This is a genomic window from Amycolatopsis sp. NPDC058340, assembly GCF_042723975.1.
In the GTDB taxonomy this organism is placed as follows: domain Bacteria; phylum Actinomycetota; class Actinomycetes; order Mycobacteriales; family Pseudonocardiaceae; genus Amycolatopsis.
This window is the reverse complement of sequence record NZ_JBHXIB010000014.1, coordinates 159,780-172,864: the sequence shown is the minus strand read 5'-3', so window position 1 is coordinate 172,864 and position 13,085 is coordinate 159,780. Positions and strand designations below refer to the sequence as shown.

The following is a 13,085-nucleotide window of genomic DNA, read 5'->3' as shown; positions in this document are numbered from 1 at the left end:
CTCTGAATGCGGTCCTTGCGCGTGCAACTACCGCATTCAGAGGACGAAACGCGGGAGGACAGGGTGGTCGTGAGTGGCGATTCGGGTCCGCGATCGGGCGGTTTCGCGTGATCGGACGGACGTCACACGTGATCGGACGGACGTCACCTGTGTCCAGGCGGACGACACGCGGCAGACCGGCCGCAGGCGCGTGTCGTCCGTCCAGTCACGCGTGTCGTCCGTCTGATCACGTGTGCCGTCCCGGCGGTCACGCGACCTACCGCATTCAGAGGACGAAACGCGGGAGGGGTCAGCCCGCGATGGGGGCGACCACGGCACCGGTGAGCCGCACCAGATCGCCGGGCGCGAGTTCGACCTCCAGCCCCCGCCTGCCGGCCGAGCAGTGCACGGTCTCGAACTTCTCCGCCGACGAGTCGACCACCACCGGAAGCCTGCTCCGGTGCCCGAGCGGCGAGATCCCGCCGAGCACGTATCCCGTCGCGCGCTGCGCGGCGGCGGGGTCGGCCATCTTCGCCTTCTTCCCGCCCGCGGCGGCCGCCAGTGCCTTCAGATCCAGCTGGCCGGTGACCGGGACCACACCGACGGTCAGTTTCCCGTCGACCTCGGCGACGAGTGTCTTGAACACGCGCGCGGGGTCGAGCCCCAGCGCTTCGACGGCTTCGAGGCCGTACGACTCGGCCCGCGGATCGTGGTCGTAGGCGTGCAGAGCATGCGCCACCTTCTGCTTCGCCAGCAGCGCCGTCGCCGGGGTTCCCTTGCCTGCCATGGGCGGAGTCTACGAGCGTGCCGGGAATGCCCGGCCGGGCCTCACTGTTGGAAGGCACGTGTCCACCACACTCGAAGCTCCCCGAATCCTGATCCCGCGCACGCCGGGCGGCCAGGTGATCCGTCCGCGCGTAAACTCGTCGGCGTCTCATGCGCACAAGCGCATCGACGCCGATCGGGAAGGGAACGGTTTGCCGAGCACGCAGAATCCCGCGCCGGACACGGGCACGGACGCCGAAGAGGCGGCCGCGCGGGCCGAGCGCTTCGAGCGGGACGCGATGCCCCTGCTCGACCAGCTGTACTCGGCCGCCATGCGGATGACCCGGAATCCCGCCGATGCCGAGGACCTCGTCCAGGAGACGTACCTGAAGGCGTACGCGGCCTTCGCGTCCTTCAAGGCGGGTACGAACCTCAAGGCGTGGATGTACCGCATCCTCACCAACACCTACATCAACGGCTATCGCAAGCGTCAGCGCCAGCCGGTGCAGCAGCCCACCGAGGAGATCACCGACTGGCAGATCGCCAAGGCGGAGAGCCACACCTCCAGCGGGCTGCGCTCGGCCGAGGTCGAGGCGATGGACAACCTGCCCGACGCCGACGTCAAGGAAGCGCTGCAGAAGCTGCCCGAGGAGTTCCGCCTCGCGGTCTACCTCGCCGATGTCGAAGGTTTCGCGTACAAGGAGATCGCCGAGATCATGGACACGCCCATCGGCACCGTGATGTCCCGGCTGCACCGCGGCCGCGCCCAGCTCCGCGACCTGCTCGCCGACGTCGCGCGTGAGCGCGGCTTCATCCGCGCGGGCAAACAGCAGGAGGTGGCGGGGCGATGAACGAGGACTACTGCGCCGGAGCGGACGACAAGGTCAGGTGCGAGGAAGCCCTCGCCGACATCTACCTGCTGCTGGACAAGGAGTGCAGCGCCGAGCGCGACGCCGCCCTGCGCAAGCACATCGAGGACTGCCCGCCGTGCCTCGAGGAATACGGCATCGACGAGCACATCAAGCAGCTGCTCGCCCGCAAATGCGGTGGCGACCACGCGCCGGACGACCTCAAGTCCCGGCTGCGGGCCTCGATCCGCCAGACCGTGCAGGCCAAGGGCTCGATCACCATCGAGCGCACCGAGGTCAAGATCGAGCAGACGTTCGAGTAGTGCCCAAGGACACACGAAGGCCCCCGTACCGGATCGGTACGGGGGCCTTCGTCGTCTGATCGATGATCAGGAGTTGGGCTTCTTGCCGTGGTTCGCGCCGTTCTTCTTACGGTCGCGACGCTTGCGGGCGCGCTTCGACATGTTTCACTCCTCGTCCGAGTGGCCCGCGCGGGGTGATACGACACCGCTGGGCCAGGGTCAACCTCTCCAGTGTGTCATGCGGCCCTCACCCTGCTTGGATGGGGACGTGTCCACCCTTTCCGATCTGCTCGCGGAGAACACCGGCCTGTCCGGTCAAGCCGCGGACCATCTCCAGACCGTGGTCGCCGAATGGCAGCTGCTCGCCGACCTGTCCTTCGCCGACTTCCTGCTCTGGGTCGCCGTGTCGGAGGAGCTGCAGCCCGACGGCGGCGACTACGTGTGTGTCGCGCACGCGCGCCCGACGACGGCGCCGACGGCCCATCCGGAGGACGTCGTCGGCTCCCGGTTCACCGAGGCCGAGCATCCGCAGCTGGCCAAGGCGAGCCGCGAGGTGCGGATCTGCCGCGAAGAGGACCCGCATTGGTACCGCGACCTGCCGATGCGGCGCGAGGCCATCCCGGTGGTGTTCGGCGGCACGGTGATCGCCGTCCTCAGCCGCGAGACCAACCTGGCCGCCTCGCGGGTGCCGAGCCCGCTCGAGATCGCCTATCTCGGCAGCGCGGGCGACCTGTGCCAGATGATCGTCGACGGCACCTTCCCCAGCCCGGGGAACCAGACGGACACGCACACCAGTCCGCGGGTCGGCGACGGTCTCATCCGCCTCGACCCGACCGGCACCGTGGTCTTCGCCAGCCCGAACGGGTTGTCGGCCTATCACCGGATGGGGCACGAATCCGACCTCGTCGGCCAGCGTCTCGCGCCGTTGACCAGGTCGCTCATCCGCGACCCGTTCGACGCGACCGAGGTGTCGCACCGGATCATCGAGGCGCTCGACGGCAAGCCCAGCAGCCGGACGGAAGCGGACTCGCGGCGCGGCGCCGTCGTGCTGTTCCGTGCGCTGCCGCTGCGGCCCGCCGGGCAGCCCGCGGGCGCGCTGGTGCTGGTGCGCGACGTCACCGAGGTGAAGCGCCGTGACCGTGCCCTCCTGTCGAAGGACGCGACCATCCGCGAGATCCATCACCGGGTGAAGAACAACCTGCAGACCGTCGCCGCGTTGCTGCGGCTCCAGTCGCGCCGCACGTCCAGCGAGGAGGCGCGGCTCGCGCTCGGCGAATCCGTGCGCCGGGTCTCGTCGATCGCGATGGTGCACGAGGCGCTGTCCATCTCGGTGGACGAACGGGTCGATCTCGACAAGCTGCTCGACAACGTCCTCCCGATGGTCGGCGAGGTCGCGACCGCCGAATCGCAGGTCGGGCTTTCGCGCACGGGCTCGTTCGGCGTCGTCGTCGCCGAGATCGCGACGCCGTTGGTGATGGTGCTCGCCGAGCTGGTCCAGAACGCCATCGAGCACGCCTTCCCCGACGGACGGCCGGGCAAGGTCGAACTCGAGGTGGAGCGCTCGGCGCGCTGGCTCGACGTCGTCATCCGCGACAACGGGCGCGGGCTGCCGTCGGGGTTCTCGCTGGAACGCAGCGACGGCCTCGGGCTCCAGATCGTGCGGACCCTCGTGGAGTCGGAACTGCGCGGATCGCTGTCGATCCGGGGACTGCGCGGGGATTCCGAAGAAGGCGCCCGCCGGGTGGGCACCGAAGCGGCGCTGCGGATCCCGTTGTCCCGACGTCTGTGAATTCCGGTGTCACGGGTCTGGAGTGGACTGTCCCTTTTGATCGTCCTCAAAGGACAGTCCCACCCGGACACGTTTTAGGGCCGGCGCCCGAAGAGAAGTGGCGCCGGCCCTGTAACGGTTCCGCGGGAGGACTTGGGAAAAGTCCGCTGAAGCCGTACCCCCGTGGGGGCGTGTCGGCCTCGCTTGTTAAGCTCAAGTCGGGTACGTGTCACCTCGCAGCGCACGGCCATACGGCCACTGCGCCGCGGGAGTTTCCCGAAGCTTGGGGTCTTGCTCAGTTGTGAGTAATGCGATGAAGCGTGCTGAGTCCGAAAGACTCAGGCGGAGGTACGCGTGCCGATGTGCGTACGACGGCGCTTCAGGGCCCGTCGCTCGTCCTCGCTCATCCCGCCCCAGACGCCTGCGTCCTGCCCGCTGGCCAATGCCCAGGCCAAGCAGTCGGAAGCGACGGTGCAGCGGTGGCACACGGCCTTCGCCTGCGCTACCTGCGACAGAGCAGGACCGCTGGTTCCCACGGGGAAGAACAGCTCGGGGTCCTCGTCTCGGCAGGCCGCGTCGTGGCGCCAGTCCATGTTTCTGAGCTCCTTCATAACGGCGCGGTACTCCGCGCCATAGTCGTCATGGCGGTCGTTTTTTTGGGTGCTTGTGAATGCTTTCACGAAGCACCCGTTTCGACAAGGGTTTTCTGAAGATCGGTGAGTCAGCTCACCCGGCCGAGCGACGCTTCTGACCTGCGGTTTCGTTCCGAAACGGCCTTCCGATGGGAAGGCCGATGCGGTGAGCGGAGGTTCTGCGTCGATGAGCGGCAGTTCGTACTTTGCCGCAGGCGATCAGCGGTCCGGTCGTCAGACGATTACCGTCAGTGCTTCCGGGACGCTGAAGAACTCCACCCTCTTCCGCTGGCCGACGAGGTCGCCGTCCACCTGGAAGTTTACCGGTTCAGCAGCGTCTATGCGGATCATCGGCAGGTCATCGTGACGAAGGAGACGTCGCCCGCATTGATCGCTCTTAGTGAGCAATGCCTGCCGTACATGCTTGAACACGGTGGGCAATCCCAGACCGCTCAACGCGAAAAGGCCCAGTCCGGTGTCGAACGAGCTGTCCGGGTTCAGATGGACGGGGCGGTCGCCCAGGTAGCTCCACGGATCGGTGTTCGACACGAAAGCGGTCAGCACTTCGGTGGGCTCTTCACCCGGGATGCGGACCGTGAGGGGCGGACGGCCGAGCGGCGGCCGCAGATGCGACGCGACCGCGGCCCTCAGGTAGAGCCCCGCGGTGGTCTGCTTGCCCCGGCGCTTGGCCACGCGGCCGACGACGTCGGCGTCCCAGCCCATGCCGGCGTTGAAGGTGAACCAGTGGCCGTCGGCGATCCCGAGGCCGACTTTGCGGCTTCGGTCGTTCTCGATGGCGTTGAGGAGCTGATGGGTGGCTTCCACGGGATCGTGCGCGATCCCGAGCGCGCGGGCGAAGACGTTCGCCGAGCCGCCCGGTACGACACCGAGCATGGGGACGTCGCCGACCCGCGCCGGATCGCCGTCGGAGTCCGCGAGGAGACCGTTGACGACCTCGTTGACCGTGCCGTCGCCGCCGTGGGCGACCACCAGGTCGATCCCGTCGCGGGCGGCGGACCGCGCCACGGCCATCGCGTGGCCGCGGTAGTCGGTCTCCACCACGTCGAGTTTGACCTGGCTGGCCAGTGCGTGCGCCAGCACGTCACGGCCACCGGCGGTGGTCGAGGTGGCCTGGGGATTCACGACGAGGATGGCACGCACATACCGCAGGGTAAGCCCCTTCGGCCCGAAGAGGGGAGCGTCAGGTGACGCGAAGCTCAGTGGCCCGTGCGTCCTCGAAGCAGCACCGTATGACCCCTGTGGCGGGCGTTCCTCCTCATCGCCGGCGGCTCTCGCGCGTCGTGACAAGTGCACCCGGGCCGACCGCCCGCTCATCGACGACACTTCCAATTCTTCCCATGCGGCGGCGAGGGGAAACCGGCCGACCGGGTGGCATACGATCGAAAGTGCTCACGTACGGTGACCCGCCCTGGTGGGGCGCCGTGTCCGGAAGCCTGGAAGGCTGTTTCGCCGTGTCCATCGCCGACAAGCTCTCGCCCGCGCCCCGTGAAGTCCGCCTCGCCGGCGCCGTCACCGCGCTGCCGGGGCTCGCCCTGATCGTGTTCGCGATCCTGCTCCTGGTCAACGGCCGGGCCGGACCGGAGAACCTCCTGGCCGAAGTCGCCTACTACCTCGTCCTCGCCGCCGGGACGCTGGCCTGCGCGGCCGGGCTGATGATGGGGAAGACGTGGGCGAGGTCGCCCGGCGTGGTCGTCGCGCTGATCCTGGTGGGCGTCGGCTGGTACGGCGCGGGCCCGTCCGGGCAGCCGTTGTGGGGAGTGCCGCTGGGGCTGGTCGGTGTCGCCGTCATCGTGCTGCTGTTCCGCCGCCCTTCCCGCGCGTGGGCGCTCGGGATGCAGGAAGGCGAGACCGAAGAGGAAGCCGCCGAGCGGGACGGTGCCGCGGGTCGTGCGGCCCGTCGTGAGCGCGAAGAGCGCGACTCCTGACTCCGCACTCGCGTGATCAGAGCCGGAACTCGCGTGATTGGAGCCGGATCTTCGAGTGCGGCGCCCGATCACGCGAGTCACGTGTCTGATCACGCGAGATCCGGCTCTGATCACGCTAGATCTGGGCGGCGAGCGCCTTCAGGGGTTCGTCGGTGAGGCGGTCGACGGTCCATTCGTCCATCGGCACCGCGCCGAGTGACTTGTAGAACCCCTGCGCCGGGTTCCAGTTGAGCACCGACCATTCGAGCCGGGCGTAGCCGCGCTCGACGCAGACCGCCGCGAGGGTGGCCAGTAGCGCCTTGCCGAGGCCGGAGCCGCGCTGTTCGGGGCGGACGTAGAGGTCCTCCAGGTAGATGCCGTGCACGCCGCGCCAGGTGGAGAAGTTGAGGAACCAGAGCGCGTAGCCGACGATCTCGCCGCCGACCTCGGCGACGTGCCCGAACAGGGCCGGCGCCTCGCCGAACAGCGCGGCGCGCAGCTGCTCGGGCGTGAGGTGGCACTCGTCCGGGGCGCGCTCGAACTCGGCGAGGTCGTAGACGAGCCGGACGACGGCGTCGACGTCTTCTTCGCGGATACGCCGGATACGGTCGTCGGCCACTAGTCCTCCGTCGTGGGGAGCAGGTTGAGGTGTTCGATCTGCGGCTCGCCGCGTTCGTCGCCGAGTACCGCGACGCCGGCCGGGTCGAGTCCGAAGTGGACGCCCGCCGTCGACGGGAGGCCGATCCAGCGCGCGACCAGGACGCGGCTGAAATGCCCGTGGCCGACCAGGATCACGTCACCTTCGCCGAGCGGTTCGCGGACGCGTTCGATCAGCTTGTCCGCGCGGGCGTTGACGTCTTCCGCGCTCTCGCCGCCGGGAATCGGATGCGTCCAGACCGTCCAGCCGGGAACGGTCTCGCGGATCGTCGGCGTCGTGACGCCTTCGTAGTCGCCGTAGTCCCATTCGGACAGCTCTTCGGTGACCTCGTCGACGCGCAGGCCGGCCAGTTCGGCCGTCCGCAGCGCGCGGGCGCGGGGGCTGGAGAGGACGAGTGCCGGGCTGCCGCCGAGAACCGCGCGCAGGGTGCCACCCGCCGCGCGGGCCTGGCCCTCGCCGGCGGCCGTGAGCGGGATGTCGGTGCGTCCGGTGTGCCGTCCGTTGACGGACCACTCGGTCTGACCATGCCGGAGGAGGAAGAGCCGATGTGCCACGTTGCGAATATAGCCTGCCGTCCGGTTATGCTACTGGTGAGTAACATGATGAGGAGACCGTGATGGCGCAGAATCCGACCTACGCGATGTGGAACCGGCTGGCGGGCAAGCCGGTCGGCAAACAGCTGTTCTCGGCGGCGATGTGCCTGCGTGTGCCGTACTTCCGGACGGTGCTCCCGTCGGTGCGCGACCTGCGTCCCGGCCGGTGCGAGGTGACGGCCCCGAAGTGGTGGGGTGTTTACAACCACATCAAGACCTTTCACGCGATCGCGGCCTGCAACCTCGCCGAGATCGCGATGGGCATGCTCGCCGAGGCGACCGTGCCGACGACGCATCGGTGGCTGCCCAAGGGCATGACGGTCGCGTACGTCGCGAAGGCCGAGACGAGCCTGCGTGCCGTCGCCGAGCTGCCGGAGTTGCCGGAATTCGGCGACGAGGGTTTCGAGCTCCCCGTGCCGGTGACGATCACGGACACGAACGGGAAACCCGTCGTGACCGCGACCATCACCATCTGGGTGACCAAGAAGAAGTAGGCGCGTCCCCGCCGATCGGTGACAAGCTTCCGGCATGGCGATCGAAGTGTTCGAGGACGGCGACGAAACGCTTTGTTTTCAGGCGACCCGTCTGGACGGCGACGAGGCTTGGGTCTACGAGTTGAGTGAGGTGCGCCCGGCTCCGACTTCGTGGGCCGGAGCGGGCTTGCCGGGTGACGCGCTGGTCACAGTGATGGCCTACGACCCCGAAGTGGAAAAGCCCCCGTGTGTCTACTTCGCGCCCGACGAGGTGGTCACCTTGAGCTCGCTAAGGGTATTCCTCGATCGCGTCACCGAACACCTTGACAAAGTCGTGGGCGGGGAAGATTCGGGACGCTGAACGTCCGGAATCTTCCCCGCTCGCCGACGTCGGCTCCACCAGCGGCATCGGAACGCGACTTGCCGATCGCGGCCATCCGCATTCAGAGGACGAAATGCGGGGGTCAGAGGGGTTTGAACTGCACGTAGGTCGCCATCTTGAAGGTGTTCCGCCCGCTCGCCGACGGTAGGCCGAGCAGTTCGTCGGCCACTCGCGCCAGCGGGCCGCAGCCGGTCGTGCGCGGCAGGGCGAGCTGCGAGTCGACGACGCCGAACCTCACCGTCGTCGGGTTCCTGGAGATCACCTCGAACGGCACCGCGGGATCATCCTTGACCACCGAATGCAGCGGCGCGCCGAAGGTGCCGATCGCGCATTCCTTGGGCAGCAAGGGATGCCGCAGGGAGGCGTAGAGGTCCAGCTCGCCGCGGCGCTCGTCGTTCGACTGGAAGTCCGAGTAGCCGCCGTACTTCAGCTGCAAGGTCGCGCCGAAAGTGCCGCGGATCCGGGCCGGAGCGTGCCGCAGTTCCCCGAACACCTGCGCGTATTTCCCGTCCACTTCGCCTTCGGAGAACGTCAGCCGCATCTCCCCGAGCGGGATCTCGCGATCGCCGATGGTCAGGGCTCCTTGGGCGACAAAGGCTTCGCAACGCCATGTGCCGGGGTCGGCGTCGGCGGGCGGAGCGGGGCAGGCGGAGAAGTCGAAGCCGGGCAACGCCGTCGCGGAGGCGTGGGCGGGGAAGGCGAAGAGGGCGGCTGCGGACAGTGCGGCCGCGGTCGCGGCGAGAAGACGTCTCATGCCTCGAAAGAGTGGTCTGTGCCGGTTTGGGCCACATCGGGGACACCACCCAAGGGACCCCTGAATCACCACGTTCGAGTGAAAATAAACGGTGTTTACCCAGCTGACGCGAATCGGCTTCGGATTCGCTCTTGAAGGCGGCTCGGACAGCGGGCGATCATCGGCCCATGTCCCCACTGTCGCGCCGCAAGTTCCTCGGGTACACCGCGCTCAACTCCGCCGCCGCTCTCGGGCTGACCACGATTTCCACCGCACAGGCCGAAGAAACGTCCCAGGGTTTCTCGACCGCCGTGGTCGTCGGCACCGGCTACGGCGCCGCGGTCACCGCGCTCCGCCTTGGCGAAGCGGGGATCCCCACGGTCATGCTCGAAATGGGCAAACTGTGGGCCGACCCCGGGCCGGACGGCAAGGTCTTCTGCGACATGCTCCGGCCGGACCGCCGCGCCGCATGGTTCAAGAACCGCACGCAGGCCCCGCTCGCGTCGTTTCTCTGGATGGACCTGGCGAACCGGGACATCGGGCGGTATCCCGGCGTCCTCGACCGGGTGAGCCACGGCGACATGTCCGTCTACGTCGGACGCGGCGTCGGCGGCGGTTCGCTGGTCAACGGCGCGATGGCCGTGACACCGAAGCGGTCGTACTTCGAGGAGATCCTGCCCGCCGTCGACGCGGACGAGATGTACGGGAAGTACTTTCCGCGGGCCAACCAGGCCCTCGGCGTGAACCACATCGACCCGCACTGGTTCGAAACCTGCCGTTCCTATCGCTACGCGAGGGTGTCACGGAAGGCCGCGGCGCGCGCGGGACTCAAGACGGTTTTCGTGCCCAGCGTTTACGACTTCGAGTACATGAAACGGGAAGAAGCGGGCACGGTGCCGAGGTCGGCGCTCGCGTCCGAGGTCATCTACGGAAACAACCACGGCAAACGGTCCCTCGACAAGACCTATCTCGCGGCCGCGCTGGGCACCGGGAAGGTGACCATCAAGACGCTGCACGAGGTCCGCGGGATCACCCGGCAGACCGACGGCACGTATGTCCTCACCGTGCACGAGACCGCCGAAGACGGCGCGATCGTGGCGAGGAAGCAGCTCGGCGCGAAGTACCTGTTCCTCGGCGCCGGCAGCCTCGGTTCGACGGAACTGCTCGTGCGGGCACGGGAAACCGGGACGCTGCCCGGACTGAACGACGCGGTCGGGCGCGGCTGGGGCACCAACGGCAACGTGATGCTGGGCCGCGCCAACCACGCGTGGGATCTCGGCGGATCGCTGCAGTCGGGGATGCCCGCGCTCGGCATCGACGCGTGGGACGACCCGGTGAACCCGGTCTTCGCCGAGGTCGCGCCGGTGCCCGCCGGGGTCGAGACCTGGTTGAGCCTGTACCTCGCGATCACGAAGAACCCCGAACGCGGCCACTTCACCTACGACGCCGCGAGTGACTCCGCGCGGCTCCAGTGGCGCGCTTCGCAGGGAAAGCCGTCGATCGACGCGGCGAAGTCGTTGTTCGACAAGGTCAACCGGGCGAATCGCACGATCTACCGCAGTGACCTGTTCGGGGATACGCGGTCGTTCGAGAACCGGTTCACCTATCACCCGCTGGGTGGTCTGGTGCTCGGTGAGGCCACCGACCTGTACGGCCGGGTGAAGGGCTACCCGAACCTCTACGTCACCGACGGATCGCTGATCCCGGGCAGCACCGGGGTGAACCCCTTCGTCACGATCACCGCGCTGGCGGAACGGAACGTGGACCGGGTACTGGCGGAGGACGTGGCGCGCTAGCTCAGTTCGCCGCGCGCAGCTTCTCGTAGTACGCCACACAGTCGTCGTAGCGCGGCAGCAGCCCCTGCTCCCTGGCCTCTTTCAGATAGGGCGCCGCGGTGTCCTTTTCGGACACGACGGGTTCGATGTCCTGGGGCCAGGGCAGCGCGAGGTCGGCGTCCATCGGGTTGACGCCGTGCTCGCCCGCCGGGTTGTACGGCTCGGAGCAGAGGTACGCCATGACGGTTTCGTCTTCGAGCGCCATGAAGGCGTGGCCGAGGCCTTCGGCGATGTAGACCGCTTTGTACTCGGAGCTGTCGAGCAGCACGGACGTCCATTCACCGAAAGTGGGCGAGCCGACCCGGAGGTCCACGATGACGTCGAGCAGCGAACCGCTCGGGCAGTACACGTATTTCGCCTGCCCGGGCGGGGTGTCCGCGAAGTGCACGCCGCGGATGGACCCGCGGCGGGAGACGCTGGTGTTGGTCTGCCCGAGCCGGAGCCGGTGCCCGACCGCTTCGACGAACGCTTCTTCCTGGAACGGCGCCACGAACAGGCCGCGGTGATCGGGGAAAACCCGCGGGGTGAACTCGAAACAGTCGGGGATGCTGAGGCGCCTGGCTTGCATGTCCCCAATGCTAACGAGCCCTTCCCAAACCGGATGGACGTCTTGCGAAACCTCCTTTGAACTGCGGAAAGACGGGCCGGTTTGTGACATCAACCGCACCAGAGGGGCACACTGGTCCGCACGCCTGTCACAATGATCCGACCGCTGCGTCCGCGGCCGTCGCCACACCCACGGCACCGATGGCCGATTGGACGCTTCGCCGACAGGCCGGCGCTACCGCGCTGGGCTGCCGTGTCGGAGGACGAGTTACCCCAGGTGGCCGGGCCATGCCCAGTTTTGGCCTGCTCACCGGCCAGTTCCCCCGCTCGCAGTCCCAGGAGAATTCCAATGACCTTCGCTCGAATCGAGACTTCGCCGTCCTTAGACACGGCGGATGCAATGACGGGAACCACCACGATGACCACGCCAGTGACGGACACCGAGATCTTCGAGGGGCACGAGGGCGGCAAGCTCTCCGTCGCCGCCACGCGACCGATCTCCTCGCCCCGTGACCTTTCGGTCGCGTACACGCCTGGGGTGGCGAAGGTGAGCCGGGCGATCGCCGAGGACGCGGCCAAGGCGAAGCGGTACACGTGGGCGGACCGGCTGGTCGTGGTGGTCAGCGACGGTACGGCGGTGCTCGGCCTCGGTGACATCGGCGCGAGCGCTTCGCTGCCGGTCATGGAGGGCAAGTCGGTCCTGTTCAAGACCTTCGGCGGGCTCGACTCGATCCCGCTGGTGCTCGACACCACCGACGTCGACGAGATCATCGAGACCCTGGTCCGGCTGCGCCCGTCGTTCGGCGCGGTGAACCTGGAGGACATCTCGGCGCCGCGCTGCTTCGAGCTGGAGGACCGGCTCAAGGAGGCCCTCGACTGCCCTGTCATGCACGACGACCAGCACGGGACGGCGATCGTCACGCTGGCCGCGCTGCGCGGGGCGAACCAGGTCCTCGGCAAGGACATCTCCGGCCAGCGCGTGGTCGTCTCGGGAGCGGGCGCGGCGGGTGTGGCCTGCGCCAGGATCCTGCAGAACGCCGGCGTCGCGGACGTCACCGTGCTCGACTCGCGCGGCATCATCCACTCCGGCCGCGAGGGCCTGAACCCGATCAAGCAGAAGCTCGCCGAGACCACGAACACGGCCGGTCTGCGCGGCGGCCTCGGTGAGGCGCTGAAGGGCGCCGACGTCTTCCTCGGCCTGTCCGGGGCGACCATCGACGAGACCCTGCTGGCCGGGATGGCCGACGACGCGATCGTGTTCGCGCTGTCCAACCCCGACCCGGAGGTTCACCCGGTCGTGGCGTCGCGGTACGCCAAGATCGTGGCGACCGGGCGCAGCGACTTCCCGAACCAGATCAACAACGTGCTGGCGTTCCCCGGCGTCTTCCGCGGCGCGCTGGACTCCGGCGCGCGGGCGATCACGGAGAACATGAAGCTGGCGGCGGCCGAAGCGATCTTCGCCGTCGCGCAGGACGACCTCGGCCCGGACCGGATCGTCCCGAGCCCGCTGGACCCGCGTGTCGCGCCCGAGGTGGCGGCCGCGGTCGCGAAGGCCGCTGAGGCCGACGGCGTGGTGTGACGGTCCCTTTCACGCTCGCTCAAGCGCTATGAACGGTCCTTTCCTTGCGAAATTCGCAAGGAAAGGA

The 13,085-nt window shown here is 68.2% G+C and carries 16 protein-coding genes; 8 read left to right on the top strand and 8 right to left on the bottom strand.

What is annotated here, in order from left to right; genetic code table 11:
* Window positions 1-289: 289 nt before the first annotated feature.
* Entirely contained in the window at window positions 290-766 is a 477-nt protein-coding gene (ybaK, locus tag ACFWIW_RS19075) for a Cys-tRNA(Pro) deacylase (protein ID WP_378369626.1), read from the bottom strand.
* A gap of 190 nt (window positions 767-956) precedes the next feature.
* Between ybaK and ACFWIW_RS19070 the strand changes: the two genes are divergently transcribed.
* On the top strand, window positions 957-1,595 hold the full coding sequence (locus ACFWIW_RS19070; protein ID WP_026466946.1) for a sigma-70 family RNA polymerase sigma factor: 639 nt from the start codon (window positions 957-959) through the stop codon (window positions 1,593-1,595).
* A complete protein-coding gene (rsrA, locus tag ACFWIW_RS19065; RefSeq protein ID WP_240599854.1) occupies window positions 1,592-1,915 on the top strand; it encodes a mycothiol system anti-sigma-R factor in 324 nt (107 codons plus the stop codon). Before ACFWIW_RS19070 ends, rsrA begins: the two co-directional genes overlap by 4 nt.
* Before the next feature lie 66 nt (window positions 1,916-1,981).
* Here rsrA and ACFWIW_RS19060 read toward each other — a convergent pair whose 3' ends face one another.
* Window positions 1,982-2,056: a 50S ribosomal protein bL37 gene (locus ACFWIW_RS19060; RefSeq protein WP_369299112.1), complete on the bottom strand. Its 75-nt coding sequence runs from the start codon at window positions 2,054-2,056 to the stop codon at window positions 1,982-1,984.
* 106 nt (window positions 2,057-2,162) lie between these two features.
* Between ACFWIW_RS19060 and ACFWIW_RS19055 the strand changes: the two genes are divergently transcribed.
* A complete protein-coding gene (locus ACFWIW_RS19055; protein WP_378369625.1) occupies window positions 2,163-3,683 on the top strand; it encodes a sensor histidine kinase in 1,521 nt (506 codons plus the stop codon).
* 317 nt (window positions 3,684-4,000) lie between these two features.
* Here ACFWIW_RS19055 and ACFWIW_RS19050 read toward each other — a convergent pair whose 3' ends face one another.
* Together ACFWIW_RS19050 and ACFWIW_RS19045 are read right to left on the bottom strand one after the other, a co-directional pair.
* The gene (locus tag ACFWIW_RS19050) at window positions 4,001-4,255 is read right to left on the bottom strand and encodes a WhiB family transcriptional regulator (RefSeq protein ID WP_007028999.1); all 255 of its coding nucleotides are present in this window, start codon (window positions 4,253-4,255) and stop codon (window positions 4,001-4,003) included.
* A gap of 273 nt (window positions 4,256-4,528) precedes the next feature.
* A complete protein-coding gene (locus ACFWIW_RS19045) occupies window positions 4,529-5,455 on the bottom strand; it encodes a diacylglycerol/lipid kinase family protein (protein ID WP_378369624.1) in 927 nt (308 codons plus the stop codon).
* 245 nt (window positions 5,456-5,700) lie between these two features.
* On the opposite strand from ACFWIW_RS19045, the gene ACFWIW_RS19040 reads away from it, so the two are divergent.
* Complete coding sequence (locus ACFWIW_RS19040; RefSeq protein WP_016337065.1) at window positions 5,701-6,240, top strand: hypothetical protein; 540 nt, start codon at window positions 5,701-5,703, stop codon at window positions 6,238-6,240.
* A gap of 115 nt (window positions 6,241-6,355) precedes the next feature.
* Here the strand turns inward: ACFWIW_RS19040 and ACFWIW_RS19035 are convergent, their stop codons facing one another.
* The gene (locus ACFWIW_RS19035) at window positions 6,356-6,838 is read right to left on the bottom strand and encodes a GNAT family N-acetyltransferase (protein WP_240599857.1); all 483 of its coding nucleotides are present in this window, start codon (window positions 6,836-6,838) and stop codon (window positions 6,356-6,358) included.
* Window positions 6,838-7,431, bottom strand: coding sequence for an acid phosphatase (locus ACFWIW_RS19030; protein WP_378369623.1), 594 nt, complete (start codon window positions 7,429-7,431; stop codon window positions 6,838-6,840). The genes ACFWIW_RS19035 and ACFWIW_RS19030 overlap by 1 nt, the downstream gene beginning before the upstream one ends.
* 62 nt (window positions 7,432-7,493) lie before the next feature.
* Here ACFWIW_RS19030 and ACFWIW_RS19025 point away from each other — a divergent pair, with 62 nt between their 5' ends.
* Window positions 7,494-7,964, top strand: coding sequence for a hotdog fold domain-containing protein (locus ACFWIW_RS19025; protein ID WP_378369622.1), 471 nt, complete (start codon window positions 7,494-7,496; stop codon window positions 7,962-7,964).
* 34 nt (window positions 7,965-7,998) lie between these two features.
* The gene (locus ACFWIW_RS19020; RefSeq protein ID WP_378369621.1) at window positions 7,999-8,304 is read left to right on the top strand and encodes a hypothetical protein; all 306 of its coding nucleotides are present in this window, start codon (window positions 7,999-8,001) and stop codon (window positions 8,302-8,304) included.
* 103 nt (window positions 8,305-8,407) lie between these two features.
* Here ACFWIW_RS19020 and ACFWIW_RS19015 read toward each other — a convergent pair whose 3' ends face one another.
* Window positions 8,408-9,079: a hypothetical protein gene (locus tag ACFWIW_RS19015; RefSeq protein WP_378369620.1), complete on the bottom strand. Its 672-nt coding sequence runs from the start codon at window positions 9,077-9,079 to the stop codon at window positions 8,408-8,410.
* Window positions 9,080-9,246: 167 nt separating this feature from the next.
* On the opposite strand from ACFWIW_RS19015, the gene ACFWIW_RS19010 reads away from it, so the two are divergent.
* Window positions 9,247-10,854, top strand: a complete 1,608-nt coding sequence (locus tag ACFWIW_RS19010; RefSeq protein WP_378369619.1) for a GMC oxidoreductase — start codon at window positions 9,247-9,249, stop codon at window positions 10,852-10,854.
* Between the two features lies 1 nt (window position 10,855).
* Here the strand turns inward: ACFWIW_RS19010 and ACFWIW_RS19005 are convergent, their stop codons facing one another.
* The gene (locus ACFWIW_RS19005; RefSeq protein ID WP_378369618.1) at window positions 10,856-11,461 is read right to left on the bottom strand and encodes a dTDP-4-dehydrorhamnose 3,5-epimerase family protein; all 606 of its coding nucleotides are present in this window, start codon (window positions 11,459-11,461) and stop codon (window positions 10,856-10,858) included.
* A gap of 396 nt (window positions 11,462-11,857) precedes the next feature.
* Between ACFWIW_RS19005 and ACFWIW_RS19000 the strand changes: the two genes are divergently transcribed.
* Window positions 11,858-13,018, top strand: a complete 1,161-nt coding sequence (locus tag ACFWIW_RS19000) for an NADP-dependent malic enzyme (protein ID WP_378369617.1) — start codon at window positions 11,858-11,860, stop codon at window positions 13,016-13,018.
* The last annotated feature ends 67 nt before the right edge of the window (window positions 13,019-13,085 follow it).